This window comes from Ruegeria sp. C8, assembly GCF_056537565.1.
The window spans coordinates 104,805-128,247 of the sequence record NZ_JBQFRV010000011.1 but is presented as its reverse complement, the minus strand read 5'-3'; the positions used below and the strand labels follow the sequence as shown (position 1 = coordinate 128,247).

Annotated in this window: 21 protein-coding genes; 7 read left to right on the top strand and 14 right to left on the bottom strand. The window is 56.5% G+C overall.

All coding sequences use genetic code 11. The annotated features are described in order from the left end of the window. Positions 1-51: 51 nt before the first annotated feature. From ACR0KL_RS15350 to ACR0KL_RS15340, 3 genes are all read right to left on the bottom strand, one after another. The gene (locus ACR0KL_RS15350; RefSeq protein WP_480777221.1) at positions 52-1,407 is read right to left on the bottom strand and encodes an ABC transporter substrate-binding protein; all 1,356 of its coding nucleotides are present in this window, start codon (positions 1,405-1,407) and stop codon (positions 52-54) included. 21 nt (positions 1,408-1,428) lie between these two features. Further along, complete coding sequence (locus tag ACR0KL_RS15345) at positions 1,429-2,559, bottom strand: substrate-binding domain-containing protein (RefSeq protein WP_170680073.1); 1,131 nt, start codon at positions 2,557-2,559, stop codon at positions 1,429-1,431. Positions 2,560-2,743: 184 nt separating this feature from the next. Continuing rightward, positions 2,744-3,943: an ROK family transcriptional regulator gene (locus tag ACR0KL_RS15340; RefSeq protein WP_170667793.1), complete on the bottom strand. Its 1,200-nt coding sequence runs from the start codon at positions 3,941-3,943 to the stop codon at positions 2,744-2,746. 188 nt (positions 3,944-4,131) lie between these two features. Between ACR0KL_RS15340 and ACR0KL_RS15335 the strand changes: the two genes are divergently transcribed. The 5 genes from ACR0KL_RS15335 (at position 4,132) to ACR0KL_RS15315 (ending at position 9,020) form a co-directional block, all read left to right on the top strand. Further along, positions 4,132-5,151 carry a sugar ABC transporter substrate-binding protein gene (locus tag ACR0KL_RS15335; RefSeq protein ID WP_170380654.1) on the top strand — a complete coding sequence of 340 codons (1,020 nt, stop codon included), beginning with the start codon at positions 4,132-4,134 and terminating at the stop codon, positions 5,149-5,151. 117 nt (positions 5,152-5,268) lie between these two features. After that, positions 5,269-6,339, top strand: a complete 1,071-nt coding sequence (locus tag ACR0KL_RS15330) for an ABC transporter permease (protein WP_170474861.1) — start codon at positions 5,269-5,271, stop codon at positions 6,337-6,339. Next, positions 6,339-7,121: an ATP-binding cassette domain-containing protein gene (locus ACR0KL_RS15325; protein ID WP_170429655.1), complete on the top strand. Its 783-nt coding sequence runs from the start codon at positions 6,339-6,341 to the stop codon at positions 7,119-7,121. The genes ACR0KL_RS15330 and ACR0KL_RS15325 overlap by 1 nt, the downstream gene beginning before the upstream one ends. Further along, complete coding sequence (locus tag ACR0KL_RS15320) at positions 7,121-7,789, top strand: nucleoside/nucleotide kinase family protein (protein ID WP_480555283.1); 669 nt, start codon at positions 7,121-7,123, stop codon at positions 7,787-7,789. The genes ACR0KL_RS15325 and ACR0KL_RS15320 overlap by 1 nt, the downstream gene beginning before the upstream one ends. Positions 7,790-8,735: 946 nt before the next feature. Further along, entirely contained in the window at positions 8,736-9,020 is a 285-nt protein-coding gene (locus tag ACR0KL_RS15315; protein ID WP_480555251.1) for a DDE-type integrase/transposase/recombinase, read from the top strand. Between the two features lie 284 nt (positions 9,021-9,304). Here ACR0KL_RS15315 and ACR0KL_RS15310 read toward each other — a convergent pair whose 3' ends face one another. Continuing rightward, on the bottom strand, positions 9,305-10,567 hold the full coding sequence (locus tag ACR0KL_RS15310) for a replication initiation protein (RefSeq protein ID WP_170680218.1): 1,263 nt from the start codon (positions 10,565-10,567) through the stop codon (positions 9,305-9,307). A 580-nt stretch (positions 10,568-11,147) separates the two neighbouring features. On the opposite strand from ACR0KL_RS15310, the gene ACR0KL_RS15305 reads away from it, so the two are divergent. After that, positions 11,148-12,533: an AAA family ATPase gene (locus ACR0KL_RS15305; protein WP_170380699.1), complete on the top strand. Its 1,386-nt coding sequence runs from the start codon at positions 11,148-11,150 to the stop codon at positions 12,531-12,533. Then, positions 12,526-13,593 carry a ParB/RepB/Spo0J family partition protein gene (locus ACR0KL_RS15300; RefSeq protein ID WP_170680077.1) on the top strand — a complete coding sequence of 356 codons (1,068 nt, stop codon included), beginning with the start codon at positions 12,526-12,528 and terminating at the stop codon, positions 13,591-13,593. Before ACR0KL_RS15305 ends, ACR0KL_RS15300 begins: the two co-directional genes overlap by 8 nt. 439 nt (positions 13,594-14,032) lie before the next feature. Here the strand turns inward: ACR0KL_RS15300 and ACR0KL_RS15295 are convergent, their stop codons facing one another. The 10 genes from ACR0KL_RS15295 to hisD all read right to left on the bottom strand — a co-directional run bounded on the left by ACR0KL_RS15295 (position 14,033) and on the right by hisD (position 23,432). Beyond that, the gene (locus ACR0KL_RS15295) at positions 14,033-14,728 is read right to left on the bottom strand and encodes an RraA family protein (protein ID WP_170680078.1); all 696 of its coding nucleotides are present in this window, start codon (positions 14,726-14,728) and stop codon (positions 14,033-14,035) included. After that, positions 14,725-15,420 (bottom strand): alpha/beta fold hydrolase, encoded by a 696-nt coding sequence (locus tag ACR0KL_RS15290; RefSeq protein WP_170680080.1) that lies wholly within the window; start codon positions 15,418-15,420, stop codon positions 14,725-14,727. Before ACR0KL_RS15290 ends, ACR0KL_RS15295 begins: the two co-directional genes overlap by 4 nt. After that, a complete protein-coding gene (locus tag ACR0KL_RS15285; protein WP_480777220.1) occupies positions 15,417-16,541 on the bottom strand; it encodes a cobalamin-independent methionine synthase II family protein in 1,125 nt (374 codons plus the stop codon). Before ACR0KL_RS15285 ends, ACR0KL_RS15290 begins: the two co-directional genes overlap by 4 nt. A 10-nt stretch (positions 16,542-16,551) precedes the next feature. Continuing rightward, on the bottom strand, positions 16,552-17,154 hold the full coding sequence (locus ACR0KL_RS15280; protein WP_170680084.1) for a class I SAM-dependent methyltransferase: 603 nt from the start codon (positions 17,152-17,154) through the stop codon (positions 16,552-16,554). Further along, positions 17,151-18,110 (bottom strand): cupin domain-containing protein, encoded by a 960-nt coding sequence (locus ACR0KL_RS15275; protein ID WP_170641186.1) that lies wholly within the window; start codon positions 18,108-18,110, stop codon positions 17,151-17,153. Before ACR0KL_RS15275 ends, ACR0KL_RS15280 begins: the two co-directional genes overlap by 4 nt. Positions 18,111-18,258: 148 nt before the next feature. Next, positions 18,259-19,248, bottom strand: coding sequence for a nuclear transport factor 2 family protein (locus ACR0KL_RS15270; RefSeq protein ID WP_170380316.1), 990 nt, complete (start codon positions 19,246-19,248; stop codon positions 18,259-18,261). Further along, positions 19,245-20,288: a LacI family DNA-binding transcriptional regulator gene (locus tag ACR0KL_RS15265; RefSeq protein WP_480777219.1), complete on the bottom strand. Its 1,044-nt coding sequence runs from the start codon at positions 20,286-20,288 to the stop codon at positions 19,245-19,247. The genes ACR0KL_RS15270 and ACR0KL_RS15265 overlap by 4 nt, the downstream gene beginning before the upstream one ends. Next, on the bottom strand, positions 20,288-21,052 hold the full coding sequence (locus ACR0KL_RS15260) for an SDR family oxidoreductase (RefSeq protein WP_170680088.1): 765 nt from the start codon (positions 21,050-21,052) through the stop codon (positions 20,288-20,290). Before ACR0KL_RS15260 ends, ACR0KL_RS15265 begins: the two co-directional genes overlap by 1 nt. Then, positions 21,052-22,104 carry an ester cyclase gene (locus tag ACR0KL_RS15255; protein WP_170680089.1) on the bottom strand — a complete coding sequence of 351 codons (1,053 nt, stop codon included), beginning with the start codon at positions 22,102-22,104 and terminating at the stop codon, positions 21,052-21,054. The genes ACR0KL_RS15260 and ACR0KL_RS15255 overlap by 1 nt, the downstream gene beginning before the upstream one ends. After that, positions 22,101-23,432 (bottom strand): histidinol dehydrogenase, encoded by a 1,332-nt coding sequence (gene hisD / locus ACR0KL_RS15250; RefSeq protein WP_170680090.1) that lies wholly within the window; start codon positions 23,430-23,432, stop codon positions 22,101-22,103. Before hisD ends, ACR0KL_RS15255 begins: the two co-directional genes overlap by 4 nt. Between the last annotated feature and the right edge of the window lie 11 nt (positions 23,433-23,443).

Below are 23,443 nucleotides of genomic sequence, written 5' to 3'. Positions count from 1 at the left end.
CGAAGGGTGTTTAGGGGCAGCGGCGCGCACGCCGCTGCAGGTGCCGGGTGGTTACTGAACCTTGGCCAACTCTTCGTTCATCGCCGCAATGGCTGCGGCCGCGTCGATTTCGTCGTCAATATACTGGCGAACGACGCGGTTTATGGCCTGGCTGTTTATCATCTTCGATGCCAGCGCAAGTTGGCCTTCGGCCACGCCCCAGCGCTGCGCCACATCCAGACCGCCAACGATCTCGTCGATCATGGATTGTTCGTACAGATCACCCAGGGGCGCTTTGCGGTCGACACCAACAGGCAGCTCTGCCCAGGCTTCCGAGAACGCGGTCGGGTTGTCGGCATTGCCACGACGGACCGGGAACTTGCCCTCAGGCGCGATTGCCAGCGTTTGGGTGTAGCCGTCGTCCATGGCGAACTTCACAAACTCCATCGCCGCATCGGTATCTGCGTCGTTGGTGATGCCGAAGTACCGTACATCCCCCCAGGCCGCACCATCGGGATTCGACGGGCCGGACAGTTTGGTCACGATGCCAGTCTTGCTGGCCAGATCGCGCGAGGTCGGATCGTCATTGATGGTCGGCGGAGCGCTGTCACGCAGACCTGCCAGCTCGTCCAGGATGAAAGGCGACCAGATGATCATTGCAGCCTTGCCATCAAAATACAGCTCGCGGGATTGCTTCCAGAAAAGCTCACCCGGAGGCGACGCCTTGGAGATTGCTTTGTAGAAATCCAGAACCTCTGTGGTCTTGGCTTCGTCCAGCGGCTGGAACCCATCGGGACCCACAGGCGACACTCCATTGGCTAGGAACACATGCTCCAGCACCTGGCTCATGAAGTTCTCGTCGACCTTGGTTGCCGAGACGAAGCCGTACATTTCCGGCGGGTTGTGCAGGGCCTCAAGCGCAGCCTGAATATCGGCAAAGCTGTCGGGGGCTTTCAGACCGGCCTCTTCGAACAGGTCCTTTCGGTAGACCACCATCTGGGTCCAGCCATCGACTGGCACCGAGGCGGTTTCGTCGTTGAACGAAGCCATCGCCAAAGCACCGGGGGCGAAAGTGTCAGCGCCTAGTTCTTCGATCACTTCCGTCGCGGCTTCGGTGTCCAGAATACCGGCCTCGGCCCAAGGCAAAGCGTATTGCAGCGTGTGATAGACAACGTCCGGCAGGTCGCCAGCCGCAAAAGCGGCCGTCGCGCGCGTGCCCAGATCGCTTTCGGTGACCGGGATCACCTCAACCGTGGTACCGGTTTCGGCTTTAAACTGGTCCGCCATCTCTTGCTGTTTGGCCAGACGTTCAGGTTGCTCCTCTGTGGTCCAAAAACGGATCGTGTCGGCCTGCACGGATAGCGCTGTCAGCGCCAGCGCTAGCGACGAGCCAAGCATCAGCTTGGCAGCCTTGGGTGTTAGTTTCATCGGTGTCCTCCCCGGTTATGTTCACGTCAGATGTTTTAGTTTACGCGCCAATTCGTTTGACGTCAGATTTGGTGGCCCGTCAGAGTCACCTTCGATTAGGGTGGCCTCGGCCAGCTCTCGCAAGTCTGCAGCCGCTTCGCCACGGATTTGCCGGATCAGTAGGGTCGCCAGCCGTTCACCGGCCGCGCGAGAATCGACGGAAAATGTGGTCAGTGCGGGGCGCGCGTACCGGCACTCCGGAATACCGTCGTAGCCAATCACCGAGATGTCGCGCCCGATCTCGAGCCCCTGATCCTGCGCATCCGCGCAAAATCCCAGCGCGGCCAGATCGGTCGCAAAAACAATCGCCGTTGGAGGTTGATCCAAAGCCATCAGCGCCCGTCCCTGCGCCGCGCCATCTTCACGCGTGCGCGCCCCTTCCTGGATCAGATCCGGATCCAAGGGTAGACCAGCAGCATGCAAACCTTCGGCATATCCGTCACGGCGTAGATGCGCATAGTTGAACTTTGGATCGCTGCCGACAAAGCCTATGCGTGTATGTCCCAAATTGCTCAGTCGCAAAACTGCGTTTCGCATCGCGCTTTCACCGGCAATGTCGAACCACGAAGTCTCGTCCCAGTTGTTCGGTTGTCCATAGCCGGTGCGCCCATACAGGATATGAGGTACCCCAAGACTGCGCAGCAGGCCAATACGCGCATCCTTCACCGCTGTCCGCGGTAGAATGAATCCATCGGCCTTTCGTTCCTCGTAGAGACGGCTAAGGACCTTCAGAGTGTCTTTCTCGGAGGTCGCCGTGGAAATGGTCATGGTCCAGTCCAGGCTGCTTGCCGCTGCGCAGGCTCCGGCCAGAAAATCCTGCAAGAAGGGATTATGCTGATCCGGCTCCTCGCTGTTGAGAACCATAGCTATCGCACGAACTTGTCCGGTGCGGATCGCCTGCGCATGGCTGAGCGGCCGATATCCCAACACCCGAGCCGCTTTTTCAACCCTGGCGCGAGTCGCCGACGATATATCTGGATACCCGTTAAGCGCGCGCGAAACCGTGCTTTTGGACAAGCCCAGATGCGCCGCCAATTCGTCCAGTTTCACCCGGCCCGTGACGGTTGCGTTACCTGACTGGTCACGCGGTGGATATGAAAGATTCGCGGTCATTGAAGCTATTTGTTCGTTCCGAAACCGGTTTCGGCAACAAAAAAGTTAAAAAAAGTGCAACCTGGCTATTTTTTGGACGTTATCTGAATTGCATCAGAACACTTAAAGAACACGCGGAAGGGCTTTGTCGTAGAGTTGGGACCAATCACGCTGGTGCAGCCAAGGCGTGTCTGTTCGAGGGTCGCTACATCCCAGAAAGCCCAGCATTGGTGTTCAATAGAAACTGGCGGAAAATTGGGCTGCTTGCCGCTCCGATACCGCGGGCGTTTTCTCCGACTGCTGCCGCTTCAACGACTGGAGGAATCAAACCGCGTTTGTCTTGGTTGGCCAGGTAGCGACGAACTCGTGAGACCAGTTCTTCCCGTATTTCAGGTGGGAATGCGCCGTCGATGAAAATCGCTTCAAAATCTATGACCGCGCAAATAGACAGCGCAGCCTTGGCCAGTTCCTGTGCCGTGGTACCGATCCAGGGTTCGACATAGCGAGAAATGCTGCTCCAATCCTGCGGCTTTTTCCATAAAATGACCGGATCAATACCCGCTTCGATCAGCCTGTCCTCGAGCAGAAACAGCGATGCAGTGTCGATCAGTTGCTGGCTTTCACCCAAAGGACCCGTTGTCCGCATGGCGCCCAAGGCACCGGCATTGCCTTGGTTGCCCTCAAATACGGTGCCATTCAAGGCAACGCCTCCGCCAATCATTGAGCCGATGAAGAAATAAAAGTAGTCTCGGTACTCGGCCCCGCGGCCGTAGAGATGTTCGGCGTGACACGCGGCCGTCGCGTCATTGACCACAAAAACAGGCAGGTCGCTGAACTTGGCCACTTCGGAAAAAAAGTTCACGTTTCTCCAGGATTTGAATTTCTGAGCCGCAAGCCCAGACAGGTCGTGCCATTTCCACAGCTCGAACGGTGTACCGATCCCGATCCCGCATACACGGTCGCGAAGCTTCTGGGGCTCATTGGCCAGAAGCTCTTGCAATCCCTCCTCCAAAAAACCAAACACAGCTTCGGGCAGCGGGTAGTCATAAGTCGTCGAGAGCTGTTGGCGTGGCTTACCGGTAAAGTCGATCAAAAGAAGATCGGCGCTGCGGCGACCGATCTTCATTCCCACCGACAGAATGCCTTCGGGATTGAGCTCCATGGGGATCGAAGGTTTCCCAACTTTGCCCTTCAACGGCGTCCCACGTTTGAGAATCTCATCCTTTGCGAGCTTACGTAGAATGATCGACACGGTCTGCGGGGACAGGCCGGTCAGCCGCGCGACATCGGCCCCGGCGGCAGGTCCATGCCGTTGTAAAACCGTCAGAATCAGGCGTTCGTTGTGATCACGAACACCGCTTTGGCTTACCCCGCCGGTAAGTATTTTCAGCGCCTCTCTTTCCATTACCCTAAACATAAACACCTTGTTTTCTTATGAAAAGATGCGCAGCCAAATTAATAAATAAACTTTATTTATTTATTGACACAGAGGCTAGAATCACGGTTTCTTGAGCAAGACCTTCATTGGAGGATGGAGGCGCGCCTTGTCGCTATTCCACGCAGGGCCACAACAATTTTCTGGGAGGAGACTAAATGAGAAATCTATTTAAGATTGCCGCATCCGCCACAGCGCTGACTTTGGCTGCAGCATCTGCGCAGGCTGCCGGGGAAACCGTTTGCCTGATTACCAAGACCGATACCAACCCCTTCTTTGTCAAGATGAAGGAAGGCGCAACCGCCAAGGCAGAAGAGCTGGGCATGACGCTCAAGGCGTTTGCTGGTAAGGTCGATGGCGACCATGAAACTCAGGTCCAGGCTATTGAGACCTGCATTCTTGATGGCGCAAAAGGCATTCTGCTAACGGCATCGGACACAAGCTCGATTGTTCCCGCGGTCAAGCAGGCGCGGGATGCAGGCGTTCTGGTCATTGCGCTGGATACGCCGCTTAGCCCGATTGACTCTGCGGACGCGACATTCGCGACGGACAACTACAAGGCCGGTCTGCTGATCGGTCAGTGGGCCAAGGCTAAAATGGGCGACGCCGCAGCCGATGCCAAGATCGCGACGCTGGATCTGAACGTCAGTCAGCCGACAGTGGACGTTCTGCGCAATCAGGGTTTCCTCGACGGTTTCGGTGTGGACCTGGCGGATCCGAATGTCATCGGTGACGAAACCGATGCGCGTCTGGTCGGCAGTGACGTGACAGACGGCAACGAAGAAGGCGGTCGCCGCGCGATGGAAAACCTTCTGGCCAAGGATCCATCCATCAACGTTGTTCACACGATCAACGAACCGGCCGCTGCGGGCGCCTATGAAGCTCTGAAATCCATCGGGCGTGAAAACGACGTACTGATCGTTTCGGTCGACGGTGGTTGCCCCGGTGTCCAAAACGTCGAAGCCGGTGTGATCGGTGCGACAAGCCAGCAGTACCCGCTGTTGATGGCTTCGCTAGGTGTTGAGGCTGTGAAGAAATGGGCCGAAGAGGGCGTGAAGCCCGAAAACACACCCGGCAAAGACTTCTATGACACAGGCGTAGCGCTCATCACCGACCAGCCGGTTGATGGGGTTGAGTCGCTGTCGGTTGCAGAAGGCCTGGATCTCTGCTGGGGCTAGAGACAGCTCTCTAGGTGAGGCGCGCCGCAGCGCCTCATCAATCCTTTCACCAGCAAACCGAAACTTCCTGTACACTGATTTCGTGGACGCGATGCCAGCCACGAAAAGGGGGGAGATATGTCTGAAGCAAACCAAAACGCCCAGGAATTCGAAACCGCCGCCAACGCGTCAGAAACCGTTGCGGAGTTTGAAGATCACCGGCGTGGTGTTCTGGGGAAGTTGCAGCATCTTCTCCACGTCAATCCATCCTTTGTACCCTTGATCGTTCTCGTTGGCGCGATCGTAATTTTCGGCCTTCTGCTGGGCTCAAAGTTCTTCTCACCCTTTGCGATGACGCTGATCCTGCAGCAGGTTCAGATCGTCGGCATCGTGGCCGCGGCACAAAGCCTTGTCATTCTGACCGCCGGTATCGACCTAAGTGTCGGTGCGATTATGGTGTTTTCTTCCGTCATTATGGGTCAGTTCACGTTCCGCTACGGCATCCCTGTGCCCATTGCGGTGATGTGCGGGCTGGCCATGGGGACCCTGATCGGGGCTCTCAATGGATGGCTGGTCAGTCGCGTAAAGCTGCCGCCCTTTATTGTCACGCTCGGCATGTGGCAGATCGTCCTTGCAACAAACTTCCTGTATTCCGCAAACGAAACAATTCGCAGTCAGGATATCGAGGCCAACGCCCCGTTCCTGCAATTCTTTGGCACAAAATTCAGCGTTGGTGGCGCGACCTTTACGGTTGGCGTGATATTCATGCTCGTTCTGATTTTCGTGCTGGCATATGCGCTCAAACACACGGCCTGGGGCCGGCATGTTTATGCGGTGGGGGACGACCCTGAGGCCGCAGAGCTATCTGGTGTGAACGTGCACAAAACGCTGATGTCCGTTTACATGTTGTCCGGTCTAATCTGTGCCTTTGCGGGTTGGGCGTTGATCGGGCGCATCGGGTCGGTTTCACCAACATCCGGTCAATTGGCCAATATCGAAAGCATCACTGCAGTTGTGATTGGTGGTATCTCATTGTTCGGCGGACGAGGCTCCATTCTAGGGTCCCTGTTCGGGGCTCTCATCGTCGGCGTCTTTACTCTGGGGCTCAGGCTTCTGGGCGCGGACGCGCAGTGGACCTTCCTGCTTATCGGACTTCTCATCATCGCAGCCGTCGCAGTCGACCAGTGGATCAGAAAGGTATCGGGCTAATGTCAGACACAACTCCAGTCGTCCAAGGCCGCGGGATCGTGAAGCGCTATGGCCACGTCACCGCCATCGACCATTCCGATTTTGAACTGCGGCAAGGCGAAATCCTTGCGGTGATCGGTGATAACGGCGCAGGCAAGTCATCCATCGTCAAGGCCATCTGCGGTGCCACGATCCCGGATGAAGGCGAGATCCTGATAGAAGGCAAAAAGGTCAACTTCACCTCGCCGATTGATGCCCGGAACATGGGCATCGAGATCGTCTATCAACAGCTTGCCATGTCCCCTGCCCTATCGATTGCAGACAACATGTTCATGGGGCGCGAGATTCGCAAACAGGGATTCATGGGCAAATACATGCGTCAGCTGGATCGGCCTGCCATGGAAAAATTCGCCCGCGAAAAACTGACCGAGCTTGGGCTGATGACCGTGCAGTCAATCAATCAGGCGGTAGAGACACTATCCGGCGGCCAGCGCCAAGGCGTTGCCGTTGCGCGCGCAGCTGCCTTTGCGACCAAGTTCATCATCATGGACGAACCGACGGCGGCTTTGGGCGTGAAGGAAAGCCGCAAGGTGCTTGAGCTGATCCAGGACGTAAGGGCGCGTGGCATTCCGATCATTTTGATCAGCCACAACATGCCGCATGTCTTCGAAGTCGCCGATCGCATCCATGTGCACCGGCTGGGCAAACGTCTTTGTACGATCGACCCCAAGGATTATACGATGTCCGACGCCGTGGCCTTCATGACCGGTGCCAAGGAACCTCCAAAAGAGGACGCAGCGTGATCGAGCAGGATGCAAAGCACGTTTGCGACCTGATCTCCTCCCGGAGGCTGGTTGGGGTTCGGACGATTGTTGCAATTGCCGGCCCCCCTGCATCCGGAAAGTCGACCTTAGCGGAGGCCGTTGTGCAATCGCTGAACGCGCAACAGAGCTCGGCGGTTCCTTTAGCCACTCTTGTGCCAATGGATGGTTACCATTTGGACAATCGCGTTTTGGAAGCGCGCGGCTTGCGTGCAAAAAAAGGCGCACCAGAGACCTTCGATGCCGTTGGGTTTTGCAAGGCGATTAGGGCGCTGCAATCCGCGCTACATGAATCCTTTCATCCCATGTTCGACCGCCAAATGGACCTGGCCATCGCCAATGCGATTGCGGTTCATCCTGAAACTCCGATCGTGGTTGTGGAAGGAAACTACCTTTTGATGAAAAGCGACCCGTGGAGGATGTTGGAGGATGTTTTCGCCCTAACGGTTTTTGTCAGCCCCACTTTGGAAGAACTTGAAAGCAGATTGCAGCAGCGCTGGATTAAGCACGGATTTGACCCGGAAACCGCGCTGAAACGCGCGAAAACCAACGATCTGCCCAACGCAGAACGTGTCATCCGCGATAGCCGAAAGGCAGATCTTACACTGAGTCAAAACTACACCGAATTCGGGATGCGCTACGCGTTCTGAACCTGTGTACTGGTTTCAGCCAGCCCTTGAGGCAGGACCTCTGGACAGCTTCAGGTACAACCGAATCACTCAATCAGACGTCCAGAAAATGATCATGCGCGTTCGAGCGCAGTGAGAAGCAGCGCATGTAAACTCGATCGGTGCTGGAATTCCTTAAACACTTCAAAACTCTGGATTTCATGCTCTCCAAACGGCGAACTAGCCAGCCGCCACAAAACTGATTGCATGGATGCTTTAAGTGACCGGCCCACTGCGAAAGAGTATTTTCGATACAAGCAGAACTAAGTCAGCTGGAATCGAGGCGATGAACAAAATACTCAGAGGCTTTGGTTGCACCATTCCGATAGAGATGTTCAGGCGGAAAGCTCTAAACAACATCATAGAATAGGACCATCGTTCCAAATATAAACGAACTCGCACGTAGCTCGGCTTCAAGCCTTTTGCATCTGCACTCTCAACTCTTGCAGGGATAGAAGTGTAGTAGATGATCCACAAAAGTCTGTTCACGCCGAGAATTTGTCCGTTTCTACAACTCGCAGAATTCGCTGCTTAACCCGCGGGGAAATCGCGATACCTGCACTCAGCAAGGAACTTCGCAACAGAACTTACGAATGTAAGAAATTAGTTTGATCAACAAAATAATGATACTTTTTTATTATTTTTGCTTATTGCAACAGAGTTCCCAGTTTCGACCATTTCTGAGGCTTTGTTGCAAAGTTCTGGATTTTGACGTGCTTTGGTTTGGCACGTGGTGGTCCTCGGTCCCACTTCGTCGAAAGCCAACTCATAACTTCCTTCGAAGTTGCGAAGTATCCACGAGGATTGATCCTATTTTCTGTCTCTTTCTGTATCCGATACGGCGTGCCGTACCATTATCTCAAACAGATTATGTCTTAGCCTAGCGTTGTAGTGAAACACACTACGCTTAACCGGCGGGTGATAAAACATGCTAGTGAAATCGCCGACGTTGCGCGCAAACGTTCGGGACCGAGTGACCGCTCCTCGCGGGTGGATGAAGCTTAAAAGCGTGAATGGTGCGAGGATCACTCTCTACAGAGCTATGGATAAACACGGCAATACGCTGGGTTTCATGCATTCAGAGCGTCGGAACAAACCTGCCGCTCAAGAACTCGTCGCTCAATTGATTGAACGCAATGATCTTGCGCGACAGTTTGTGTCGATATTAGCGGAGCGAACACAACAGGTATCAAAGCCAAAGAAAACATGCTGATTGGCTTAGGCGGCCCACCCCCAATCAAGAGGGTCATGGGGAAACATATGAGTGAGGTCGTGGGACAGGACCACCGGATCATCAAAAGACACACTCGACAGAATTAGGGTTCGAGATAATCACTTCAGTGACAACAACACCAGAAGGAAGCGAGGTGGTACTCATGATCTGCAAAGTTGAATTCACGTCCAGATACTTTCAATTCCGCTTGCGTGCAGTACTAAAGGCATTGGCCGCGAGTTCGGTGTCAGCTTTTCTTTCAGAAAAAACATCACAACAGAGCGTCAAACCGCGAACGCTTCTGGCTCCAGGTCCTCCCAAAATTCAAATATAGCTGTGGCGTTCAAGCCCGAACGCCAGCCATGAGATCGAAAATGCTCTCGATCTAGATCATTGTTCAAACCTGCTAAGAACAACCGCTTGTCTGCATCTCGCTGTGTAGGGTTTCGCCGCGAAACCAGGTCTTCCACGATGGCAAGCTTGCGCGCCCTTTCCTGCCTTTCCGCTGTTCGGGCAGCATATGCCTTTTCTTCTGAGGCTTTTTCCGCGACCCGTTTACGCGCTGCCTCGATAGCTTCGGGAGTAGGCTCGGGTGTTGGAATTTCCTTGGGATCGTCGTAGTCATCCCGCAAAGCAGCCGACAAATACCCGACGGTGGATTTTACACCGCCCTGCCCTTTTACGTAATCGAGCTTCTTCTGGACATAGTCCTCGCCGTGCTCCGCGATCCATTGCCGCGCCAAACGGTCCGACACACCCTGCTTCCTCAGAGTTTTGTACACGGCGAGATTGCGCACCCCATCACTATCGTCGATCTCAAACATCGCCTTTTGCGGATTACCTTTGATCAGAAAACGAATGTCAGTGACGGTTCGACCCTTCTTTTGAAATTCGGGTTCGATCAAAATATCCGAGCTTTTGTTCACCTCCGTGACTGCTGGCTTGATAATCTTTGCGTTGAGATGTTTGAAACTGGCGTAGTAGTCACTGCCATCAACACCCATCAGCTTACGAAACACGTCCAGGGGCCACCAACCTGTCGAACCTGTCCGCACAAATCGGTAGCAGTTTTCATACAAAGCAAGCCCATGCCCGGAACTGAAATTCCGCTGTATCTGTACATTGATCAGCGCATAGATCTTCGGATCGTACAGTTTTTGCGCCAGCGCGGGTGAGTATGAATACTCGCAAACTCCCCCCTTCAGTTTGGCAAAACTCAGCAGGGATGAGACGCCCCATTCCTGACGCCCCTGCTCATCCAGCATGTCCCATTCCGCGACTGTTTCCGCCAATGCCCGCAGGCTGGCTCGCAGAGTGTCAAAGTCGTTGGAATTGTACCCGACCATCATAGCAAGCGTCCGCGCATCAATCGTGTGGCTCTGCGCGGTCGTCAATGCATCATAGGCGTTCATCAACAAAACATTCGAAAGCTTTCTCTGCAGCAGAGAAAGTTTGCCGCTGATGTGTATCGCTGCGACATTCTTCTTAACAGTCTCTCGACGCAAAGCGCCTGAAAGCTGATCCATGTTCAGTTGTGTATCCGGCATGATTCTGCCCGGCTGCTCATTTTGCAAAAGCCTGACACAAAAGGTACCTTTGCTTCAATAGTTTTTGGGTACCCAAACACGGGATGAAGGCAATCCCGTATTCAGGTACCTTAAGAATCACGCACGCAAGTTATCCACAGAAATTGAATCAATCCGAGTCCGATCCCGACTTCGTCCCCGATACTCAGCGAGAAAACCCACCGAATTAGTGTCTCTTTTCCGAAGATTTTCAGTATCCCGAGAATCAGTCCCCTACTTCCTGATCCTTGGCACCTGATGTACCGTAAACAGATACCTTTGATCCCGTAAAATGGTTCCTTTAAAACCGCAAGTGGGTACTCAAGTACATCTATTTTATTGATTTCACTACATTTCTACTCAGCAAAGATTCTAAAACTTCTAAAATACTAAAACGTTTTTTGTGTCGATTTTCTTTGATTTAGAATGGTTTCGCCACGAAACCGCTTCAAGCTACAATCAACTGTGGAAAAAACACCGGAAGAGGATAGTCATCTCCAACAATGTTCGCTACATTTCCCGATATACGTCGCAAAGACGAACATTTTCTGAGGCATCGACAGTGAGTAAAACCAACCAACCTCCCCTGCCCCCATATCTGAACCTCGACCCGGAAATCGCAGCGACGAAGTTGCCTAATCCTATCGGCACATCTCGATTCGCAAAAGCAGCGGCTTTCTGTGCAAAAGGACGCGAGGACCTTGCCCGTAGAGGCTATGCGCCGGATGGTGAAAAGCGACTGCGCCGATTTTCAATTTGGGAAATCACAAAATATCTGATTCCGGTTGCTCCGGCTCATCTGCGGCGTGTTTTAAAAGCGAACCCAGATTTGCCACAAGGCGAAGGTGAGGCGGGCTCCAAGTGGTTCACCCTTGAAGATGTACTAACGCTGCGCAAGCACTTTGCGGCGGAAGGTGTAAGCACGAAGGAATACCTGCCCTACCGACCCGAAGGCCTGCCGGCCAAGGTCGTGGCCGTGGCCAATTTCAAGGGAGGTGTTGGCAAAACGTCCACTGCCGCGCATCTGGCGATGTCCGCAGCCTTGGATGGGTATAAGGTGTTGGTTATCGACCTGGATAGCCAAGGCTCGATGACGTCCATACTCGGAGGCCAGGTTGCTGATGAGTGGCAAACTGTCTTCCCTCTGGTCGCTAAAGACTATGCGCGCGCGGTGCAGGAGGAAAATCGCGTCCGATCGGCTGCGGCGCAACCCGAAATTCCTCTGGATGAAACCCTGCAGGAGGCTTTGAAAACCACACCTCAGGACGTGATTCAAAAAACGCACTGGCCCAATATCGACCTGATCGGCGCGCAGCTGAACCTATATTGGGCCGAGTTCCAGATCCCCGTCTGGCGTATGGGCCTGAGAAGCTGGCCTTTGTGGGACGGTCTGACGAACTTCCTTCAGGATGAAGGCGTTCTGAATGACTATGACGTTGTCTTCCTCGATACGCCTCCTGCTCTTGGGTACCTAACGATCAATGCGCTGGCTGCGGCGGACATTTTGTTGGTGCCGCTGGGGGCTTCATTCCTGGAATTCGATTCCACCGGTCGTTTCTTCGATATGCTCTATACGACATTCGCCAGCATCGAAGATGGTGAGAACGCAGCGCAACGTGCGGCGGGTTTACCCGAACTGAAGTTCGAATGGGATGTAGTACGCGCGATCATCACGCGGTTTGACGCGAGCCAGCAGACCGATATGGCCAATGTCATTCAAGCGTATTTCGGGGATTTCATGAATGCCTACAGGCAGGACTATACGGCGCTGGTCGGGCAGGCGGGTGAGCAAGTGAACGGCATTTACGAAGCGGATTATCGTGACTTCAACCGCGAGACATATGTGCGCGGACGAGAAACCTTCGACAGAACCTATGCCGAATTCAAAGAAGTTCTGATCGGATGCTGGTGGCGCGATGCGCAGATGGGAGGACAGGCAGATGGCTAAACGCAGAAGACTGATTGCACCAGATACAGAGGCGCTTGAACAACTAGAAGCCGGTTTCGCGGCGAAACCCTCGGTCAGCCCGTTTGAGACCAAATCCGCCCCGCCACCCATCGCCCAAGTCGCGGCGGAGGCAGCATCTCTTGGGGGAATGGCAGCTGTGACAGACCGTGTTGCGTTGGCTCAGGATCAGGGCGATGCTGCACGGTGGCGGGATGCACAAGAGGCCGGGTTGGTGGCCCAGATGCTGCCACTTGACCAGATCGACGCCGATTTCATCCGACGTGACCGTATGGTCGAGGATGAAGAAGCCATGGCAGAGCTTCTGGAATCCCTTCGCGTCAATGGGCTGAGAACACCGATCGAAGTTACTCCCGAAGGGGATGGTTTCGGTCTGATTTCGGGATTTCGGCGGCTTGAAGCGTTCCGACGGCTGGCGGGCACGGATCCTCGGTTCGCCGAAATCCCAGCTTTTGTTCGCTACGCGGGGACGGGGCAGGGGGCCTATGTCTCCATGGTCGAAGAAAACGAGCTGCGCGCCAATCTCACGCCGTATGAGAGAGGACGCATAGCTGTACTGGCGGCAGGGCAGGGGGTTTTTCCGTCGACCGAAGCGGCTGTTGATGTGCTGTTCGCCGCTGCGTCAAAAGCGAAGCGATCAAAGGTCCGCAGCTTTGCAATGGTCCATGAAAGCCTAGGCGATCTTCTCCAGCACCCGGTTGCCTTGTCAGAGAAGGCGGGTCTAAAGCTGGCATCGGCCATTCGAAGTGGTGCGCAAGCGGTGCTCCGCGACGCTTTGGCAGGAGTCGGTCCGCTGGATGCAAAGGCCGAATGGGGTATCCTTGAGAAAGCAATGAGTGACTCGTCCGATGCGTCTCAGGTCAAAAGCCGAGGCGGCCGACCCACAGAAGTTCTACGCCTCCCAAAGAGACCATTGAAGGGGGGAGGAGAGGTTTGGGCAGAAGTCGCATCAGGTGAATTGCGGTTGAAAATCAAAGGACGTGAACTGGCGCTGGCAGATGCGGAAGCCTTGGTGAACCAACTTTGTGAGCAATTTGAATAGGCAATAGTTGAGGTGCAGGGGGCTGGTAGAGAGGAGGGTAGAATAGCAAATTCACGGGAGTGCGCAAAATATAGAATTATTGAACATTATATTCGGCGAGGCTATTCTACCATAGCCAGCCATGATGTAATTGATGTACGACTTCCCAAGTTCAAAAGTAGGAACATGGAAGCTTCTGAAAATCACACACTCTGGAACAGGACTAACAGTCAGTAGATGACAAGCGCTGTAAATGCGATGGAAGAGAGGAAGGCTTCCAGGCATTCGCAGTAAACGCAATAGTAGGAAGTTGGTTGAACCGCGTATTGCTTAAGTCATCGACAGATCAAAGCTACTCTTTCGCCAGCGCGAAGTCTTGTGGCAATCGGTTTGTCTGGAATTCTCTCTAAAGAATAAGCGTAACTTACTTTTCAGAGGGTCTTTCAATTGTCGGCGGCAATCAAACTCTTGCCTTTTCGAACTCGGCCCATGCGGTTTCGAAGGTTTCAAAATCAAACCCGGATTGGCGTGCAGCATCCAAGACGATACGCTCTGTCACAAGCAGTTTCTGGATTGCGGCTTCCAGTTGCACAGTGATATCCTCTGGCATCACCAGTGCTCCGTGACGGTCAGCGTGTACCAAATCACCTGGGCTTATATTCAGGCCGAACACGGAAACCGGCGTATCAATCTCGCGTATGTGGACGAAGCCATGGCTCGGGCCGACCGAACCGGCGACAACGGGAAATCCTTCGGGTAGGTCCCCAAGATCGCGCATCACGCCATTTGTGACGACCCCCGACATACCGAACCCTTTGTGGACCGATGTGTTGATCTCACCCCAATAGGCGCCGATACAGTCCGGGTAGTCTACATCCTCAATCACCGCGACAGATGGCTCCGGGGCCTCAGCCATATATTTGTAGTAGGCCATGCGCCGCGCCCGGATCACATCTGCTGGCTCGGTTGGCGGGTGAATGGCGGCTATCTTGGCGGTGCGTGCATAGCCGACAATTGCCGGCTCATCGGGGGCAGAGCACAGCATGGTGCCCCGGGTGAACTGATCAAAGCCTCGTTTGCCCTGCGCCACTTCAATGGCGTTGCATACGGTGGGCGTGTCGACCTTGCGAAGCAGAGACAGAAGCGATGGGGTCATGTGTCCTCCAGCCAGCGGATCAGGGCCGCTGTGGTTTCTTGTGGTTGTTCCAGTGTGGGCAGGTGCCCTGCGTCTTCAATGATCGTCAGCGCGCTATTAGGCAGAAGATCGTGCATGAGTTGGTGGCGTTCGACAGGGCAAAGACCGTCGGCACGCCCGCACAGAACCAGCGTTTTGCCGGTATAGGCCGACAGGGTCGCGCGTTGGTCGATGCGATCCATCAGCGCTTGCGACTGACGTAGAAAGACGTCCGGCCCCAGATCCGTGGCCATAGCCATGCAAAGATCCAGAATAGCGCCCTGTCGCGGACCATCCGCCAGATAGTTGGGCTTCATCTCATCGCGCATCACCTGCCGCAAGCGCCCCTCGCGAACGGCGGCCATCTGCGGCGCACGGCGCGCTTTGACCTCGGACGCTTCTGCCAGCGGGTTGGTGTCTAGCAAAGCGAGCCGTTCCACCCTATCCGGGGCCTGACGCAGCACTTCCATCGCAACGATCCCACCCATCGAAAGCCCCGCCAAAGCGAAGCTAGGAGGGGCATTGTTCAGAATTCCGGCGGCAATGGCCCCGACGCTGTCCTGCTGGCTTAGCGGGAAGCTCATCAACGGCACCCTGTTTGACATTGCGTCGATCTGCGGACCAAAGAGGCGCGCATCGCACATCATGCCGGGCAACAAGATCAAAGGCGTCATGACGCAGCCAGCTTTGCCCCTGCCGACAGCGCCGCCAATTTGGCATAGGCGATCTGCGGATCAACCGCTCCGAAGCCCGCGAAGGTACCAAAACCGCAATCGCTGCCTGCAATCACCCGATCCGCCCCTACGATGCCCGAGAAACGGTCGATGCGCTGCGCCACAAGCTTGGGGTGTTCGATGAAGTTCGTGGTGGTGTCGACAACGCCGGGCACCAGTACCTTGTCATCGGGTATCTCATTTTTCCGGTCGCGGAACACGGTCCATTCATGGGCGTGTCGCGGGTTCGAAGTTTCAAACAGCACATAGCGCGATTTGGTCGCCATCAGAGTGGAGAACACCTTGTCCATTGCGATGTCACAACAATGGGGCCCCTCGTAATTGCCCCAACAGATATGCACGCGCACACGGTCCTGCGGGACGTTCTGTAGAGCATGATTCAGGGCCTCGACATGCATATTGGCGATCTTCACGAACGCATCGTCCGACAGATCGGTGAACAACATATGCCGCGACAGGGCCAGATCCGGGCAATCCAGTTGTAAGTCCAGACCGGCGGCCACAATGGTCTCGTATTCTTCTTTCATCGCATCGGCCAGCGCGGCCAGATATGCTTCGCGCGTTGGGTAGTGGTCATTCTGCAGAAACAGCGAAATCACCCCTGGCGAGGCGGCGTTCATGAAGCCTCGGTCGAGCCCACGTTGGGACATCGCCGACTTAAGGTTTTCGATGTCCTTCTGCAACTCGCCTTGCCCTTTTGAACGCACGTCGCCCGTACACATGGGTCGCGCATATTTCGGGGTGCCGCCATCATCGGCGAGGCGTTGCAAAAAGCAGGGAAACATCTTCAGATCCGCAGGTGCATTACGCGGGCTGTCACCGGAAAAACCGGTATATCGGTCTTTGACGTAGGTGGCGTAGGAAATCTTCGAGGTCTCGCCATCGCTGACGATATCCACCCCGGCTTCGACCTGTTTGCGCACCGTCTCGGAGACCGCTTCAGTCATGCAGGCATCAAAACCTGCGGCATCGTATGGCTTGCCGTTTTCACGGGCGAAGATGTAATCCACCACGTCCTGCGAGCGGGGCAGGGATCCAACATGCGTGGTCTTTACGGTCATTGGGGCCTCCTCAGATTTTGCGAGCCATCAGGATTGTGTGGCTTTGGGTTTCGGGGTCTTCGGCCAGAAACCCGGTCAATTGCAGCCCGTACTCTTCAAGGCAAACAGCATAGCCTGCCGGAGACAGCGACGCGTGATAGACACGTTCCGATCCAACGGTACCACTGTCCTCTCCCGCGCGGGGACCGACGGTCAGCATCAGCATTCCACCGGGCCGCAAGTGACGGGACATGCGGGCGATGCAATCCCTTTGCTCGTCCGCTGTCAGATGGAAAAAGCTGTTCCAGGCGATGATGCCATCGAAGGTCTGATCCAGTTCGAAATCGCGCATGTCGCCATGTCGCCAATCCCCATCGGGCCAGCGGGTCCGGGCAATGGCCAGCATCGCCTCAGAGAAATCGACACCCGTGACGTCAAACCCTTCGGCCTTGAACCACCGCGCAATCGGATCGCCTGTCCCGCACCCTAAATCCAGAACGCGATCGCCTGGCTTCAGGCTGGCAGTGAAGCGCGCCAGCCAGCGCGCTTCGAACAAGGCCTTTGAACGGCGCTTGTCATAGTCGGTCGCCTGCCGTTCATAGATAGCATGGGTGTCGTTTGGATCTGCGGTCATCCTGTCCAGGTGGCTCCTGCCGGGTCATCGGTCGCTGTAATCCGGTACAGACCTGCCTGTCCGGTCATCGACGGTTCAACGCTATAGCGTTCTCCTGGCAGAACCAAGGCGGTGTCTCCATTTGACAGAGTGGTCTCATACCCATCAATCGAGATGCGCCAGTGACCGCTGGCGGGCATTAGAACAACCGGTTTTTCAGCGACAATCGGATCATTGACACTCGACCCGCGCCCGAGGAAGTCGACCTCGAACCCCGGTTTATCTTTGATCAGAGCGTTTTCGCCAATCACCGGCGCTGGTTTATTGGCCGACAATGCCATCAGATCCCAGTAGCGGGCAACGTATTTGCCCACCACATCCTCGACCGGCACCTCGGGGTAGTCTTTCAACTGTTCCTCGGTCAGCAGCGGCATCGGGCGCACGTTGTGGGGCAGCTCTTGGCCTTTCTTGCTGTCATACAGAACGCCATTGTCACCCAGCATCAGCCCGTGGGCCTGCGCGTCCTGAATGACTTGCGGTGCCCATGTCACGCCACCCCCGGCATCGTCACCGCCGAGGATCGACATGATCATCCCATAATCCTGACCGACATTTTCGAACCCGCGAAAAATGCCGGTTGGAATGTTGAAGATGTCGCCTTCTTCGGCAATGAACTCACCCGCAGTGCCATAGCGACCCCAGAAGAACCGCCAGCGGCCCTTGGCGACAAAGAACACTTCGGCCGTGGTGTGGCTGTGCAGAGAGTTCCGGCATTTTGGAGGCTGGCCCGCAGCGCCGATGTTAAAGCCGATCTTGTCGGTGATGTGGACGTGCTGGTCGGGCGATTCCGAGACGCCGCCGCCGATAATGGTGAAGTTCTCTTTCTGGTCACTGCCCGGCGTATGGGCGTCGATAAAGGCGGTTTTGCAGGGCTGCAGCTCGCCGTAGCGGACGATGCGTTGTTGGATTGTGCTCATGATGGTCTCCTTGAAAATGGGGGTGATGGGATCAATCCCGTCCCCCGGGAGGTCGATTATTCAAACGCCGAGCGCGCAGCGAGGCGCGATGCGTGTGAAAGCGCCGCGCCGCCTGACTGGCGTTCAGGGAGAGGCCCATCGCAGCCACTCAGCCCTCCTGGTCTTGTAGCAGGATCTGTTTCCAGACCGAGGTCTCGTCGAACAGGGTATATTCCCGGCGCAGCTGCGGCTGGCCGCTGATCAACTCGCCGAACTCGCCGTGGCTGATGCCCAGAACATAGACCTGCGCACCGGTTGGCGCGCCAAAGACACCCCAGCCATCATGCTTGCCCCATAGGCTCCAGCGGATCGCGGCGCGAGGGGGCATATTCGGGTCGTCGCGGCCAATCTGGTGTTCGATCTTGAACTCGGCGTTCGGAAAGCTGGCGCGCAAGCCCATCCAGAACCGATCCACCGAGTCCCAGCCGTGACCGGTGATCCCGCCTACATATTCGGACTGAACAGCGCGATCATATTCGGTTTCGATTGCGCCCATATCGGCATTCATGATCCGGGTCAGGATATCGGCGTAACGCTGCCCCCATTCATTGTCGTTGCCGGTGCCCTTGTAGGGGCCGGGCTGGTCGATCTTGGGTGTCAGCGGTTTGACGCAGTTCTCAGGTCCACCTTCGCGCGCAATTAAATCGGCGGCGTATTCCTTGGGGTCCCAACCCATCTGACGCACGATCGCCCCCTGATCGCGGATCAGCCATTCGTCGTTGATCTGATTGTCGATGGCGTGGCAGTCGGCGAGAATCCGATAGCGCAATTTGGTTCCGGTCGCTTTTCCATAAACTCCCTCGGCCAAATGTGTTGCGGTCGAGATGATCCGGTGCGAACTCAGCATCCCCTCTTCCGGCGTACCGGACCAGATAACATCCTCGCCAAGCAATTGACGGTCGGGAAACTCGGCCAGCGTCGCCATGGTCGCGCCGATGACGTTCTGGTTGCCCAGCACCACCGACCCGGGCGAGCGCACGACGATATCCTTGCTGTAATAGTCGTGCAGCGTGGCGATGCCGCGATCCTCCCAGATCTCTTTGGTGATCCCGATGATGTAATCCGGGAAGTCCCGGAATTTCGGATCAAAGCCCTTCATGTCTCAGTCCTTTGTGGTTTCCACCCCTTCGGCAAACGCGCCGAGGTCCGCACGATCAGCGGCCCGTCAATGGCCACTTTGCGCGGTTCGGCCGTGGCCGGGGTGTCGATATGGTCAAGCAATGCGGTGACGGTTTCAGCCACCATCAGATTTGCGCGCTGGCGGATGGTCGTCAGGTTATAGGCAGGCCACCCGGCGGGCGGCACATCGTCATAGCCGATGACCGAGACATCCTCGGGCACACGCAGGCCTAGTTCGAAGCGGATCACATCCATTACGGCCAAAGCCATGTGATCATTGGCCACAAATACCGCGTCGGGCCGTTTGCCGGGCGCCACATCAAACATCCGGCGGGCGGCGGCCCGGGCGTTTTCGGTGTGGAAATCTCCGACATCATGGGCGAAAACATTCTGCCCGCCTTCTGCCAATGCCGCACGGAACCCCGCCTCGCGGTCGCGCTGGGTCGAGGCGCCCTGCCAACCCGCGATATAGGCGATACGCTTATGCCCTCCGGCCAGCAGAAACTCGGCCACTTTACGCCCGCCCGCATAGTTGTCTGAGGCCACCGTGGTAATCCCGTCTAGATCTTGCGTACGGTTGAACAATACAACCGGAACACCGGCCTGCTGGCAGCGCGTGGCAATATCCGACGACATCGGAACCGAGGCCAGAATAACCCCGTCAACCTGATAATCCAGAATCTCGTCCATCACGTCGTCAATATTCCCGGCCGAGCGTGAGGCCATGAAAATCAGCACGTGATAGCCCTGTTCCTGCAGCGCGTTGGAGAGCTTTTCTAACGCCTCGGGGTAGAAGTAATTCTCGAGATACCCCACCACCAGACCAATGATCCGGCTTTTGCCTGACACCATGGCGCGGGCCAGAACATTGGGTCTGTACCCGAGTTCGGCGGCCGCCTTGCGCACTTTGTCTTCGGTCTTTTTGCTGACCGAGGCCCCGGGCGTGAACACCCGGCTGACCGCCGACTGGCTGACGCCTGCCAGCTGTGCAACCTGCAGGGATGTGACCTTTTCAGCCATCAGTCCGCCGTCCATCCGCCGTCAATCAGCATCGAGGTGCCCGTCACCAAAGCCGAGGCGTCCGAGGCCAGATAGGTGACCGCGCCCATGATGTCTTCGACTTCGCCCACGCGGTCGAGTTTGATCTTGTCCATGATCCACGCGGCCCGTTCGGGGTTGTCGAAGGTGGATTGTGTCAGCGGCGTGCGGATGAAGGTCGGGCAAACCGTGTTGATGCGGATGCGCTGTTTGCCCCATTCGATCGCCATCGCTTTGACCATACCCTCAAGCCCGTGTTTGGTGGCGCAGTACAGCGCCCGGTCCACACCGCCCACATGGCCCATCTGGCTTGAGATATGGATGATCGATCCTGGCCGCCCCGCCGCCAGCAGCGCCTTGGCCGCGTAGGATGACAGGAAATAGGCCGAGCGCAGGTTGATATCGGTCACTGCGTCGAAATCCTCGGGCGTGGTGTCGATTGCCGAGCTGTGGCGGGCGGTCCCGGCGGAGTTGACCACCACGTCAAAGGCGCGGCCTTCAAACAACTGTTTCAGCGCCTGTAAGTTACCTTGATCCACCACAGCAGCCTCGGCCGACCAGCCCTGCGCCTGCAGCGCGGCGACGGTCTCGGCCAGTCGATCTGCCCCGCGCGCCGCACAAACCACATGCGCCCCGGCTTCGGCCAGCGCCACGGCGCAGCCCTGACCGATACCCGAGGAGGCACCGGTAACCAGCGCGGTCTTACCGCTCAGCGAAAAAGAGGGGGTGCGGGGCAGGTCAGTCATCAGCTCATTCCATCCGGTATTTCAATTCGGCCCATATTCCGGGCCTTGTTGAATTCCCGCAGACGGGCGAACACGTCAACGCCAAGTTGGCGATAAGCGTCCAGAAGATCGACCAGAACCCAGTTTTCGCGGATCAGGCCATTCTCGAGCCGCCAGAAATCAAGGCTGCGCATTGTGATCCGCTGGCCCGAGGGCGCAATCCCCATCCAGCCGTCATGGGTTACCGTTTGGATCATGTTCGGCCAGCCCGTGACGGCGGCATAATCGCCATCGCCGAAGAAGTGATAGGTGATCTCATCCACATACTTCCCGCGATCCGGCATCCCGCTCAGGAACGGAATTTGGTGCCAGTTGCGAAACCCTGCATAGCCGCGCCCGGTTCCGATCCCCGCCGGGCCGTACCAGTTCATTCGCGGATGCCAGAACTTCTCCATCTCCATCACCTCTGGCCCGCCTTCTGAGGGGTGTTTCTTGAGGTGATCCAGCATGTCGATGATGTGCTGGCATGTCTGCTGGCCCTTGGCGGCATCATATGGCCCCGGCACCAGACCATCCTGTGTCGCGGGACCCGGCACATGCCATTCGTGCCCAAGGCTAGGGGCCATGGGCCAGGCGTTGGCCTGCATCATAACTTCGGGGATGTCCCAAAGCGCCTGCATCTCGACGATTCTACCGTCGCTGAAGCGATAAAATTCATGGAACCGCATCGTCACCTGATGGCCGGTCGGCGGGATATCCAGCCACGGCCCGGTAAAGGTGCCGGTATAGTAGCCGCCGCACCCGACCCAATCCGCGCCGTGTTCATCCGGTCCGGCTGTGACGATGTAGTCGCGCCGCTCCAAGTCAGGCCATGCGTCCAACAAACCTTTGTAAGCGGTGTCATAAAACGCGTCGCTGCCTGTGCTGTCGCCGAACGGGTGGCACAACCGAAACAGGGCGTCCGGAGCGCTGATATTTGCCAGCGCCTGACGCACACCCGTTTCTATAAAGTCATACATAGCTGCCCTGATTTGCGCGATCAGCGCTTTGTGCTGCGTATGGGTGTCACTCATTCCGCGGCGTCCCGATAGGGGGCGGCCTCGCCATAGGGGACGTTGATCCCGCCATAGCGGCGGACACGGACGTTGCATTGCTCGGCATGGCCCACGAACCCTTCCAGCATACACAGGCGCGAGCCATATTCGCCGATTAGCGTTGCCGCTTCATCGGTCAGAACCTTCTGATAACTGTGCGTTTTCAGGTACTTGCCAACCCAAAGGCCGCCGGTATACCGCCCGGCCTTTTTGGTCGGCAGCGTGTGGTTGGTACCAATCACCTTGTCGCCATTCGACACATTGGTGCGCGGACCGAGGAACAGCGCGCCGTAGCAGGTCATATTCGCAAGGAACCAGTCATCGCGGTCGGTCATCACTTGCACATGCTCGGACGCGATGTCGTCGGCAACTTTCAGCATCTCGTCATAGGTGTCGCAGACAATCACCTCGCCATACTCGGCCCAGGACACTTTCGCGGTGTCGGCGGTGGGCAGGATGCCCAGCAGGCGGTCGACCTCGGCAAGAGTATCCTCGGCCAGTTTGCGCGAATTGGTCAGCAACACGCAGGGGCTGTTATAGCCATGCTCGGCCTGACCCAACAGGTCGGTTGCGCAGAGTTCCGCGTCTGCTGCGGTCTCATCTGCGATCACCATAGTCTCGGTCGGACCAGCAAACAGGTCGATGCCCACACGGCCAAACAGTTGACGCTTGGCTTCGGCCACAAAGGCATTGCCGGGGCCGACCAGCATGTGGACGGGATCAATGGTTTCGGTTCCCAGCGCCATCGCGCCGATGGCCTGAATGCCGCCCATCACATAGATCTCGTGCGCACCGCCCAGATGCATGGCGGCGATCACCGCCGGGTTCGGCTTACCCTGAAACGGAGGTGTGCAGGCGATGATGCGCGGCACGCCCGCCACGCTGGCCGTCGCAACCGACATATGGGCCGAGGCCACCATCGGGAACTTGCCGCCGGGCACATAGCAGCCTACCGATTGCACGGGGATGTTCTTGTGACCCAAAATGACGCCGGGAAGGGTTTCAACCTCGATATCCAGCATCGAGTCGCGCTGCGCCTGTGCAAAGTTGCGCACCTGTTCTTGGGCGAATTTGATATCGTCCAGCTCGCGGTCGGTCAGCTGGCCGATCAGATCGTCGATCTGCTCCTGCGACAAGCGGAACGAGGCGGGGGAATAGTTGTCGAACTTCTCGCTCAGTTCGCGCACAGCGGCGTCGCCACGGGTTTCGATGTCTTTCAGTGTGGCCTCGACCACGGCGCGGGTCTTGGCGTCATCTTCGGCCCGGTCAGCGTCGGACTTGCCGCGTTTGAGATACTCGATTGCCATTGTCGTGATCC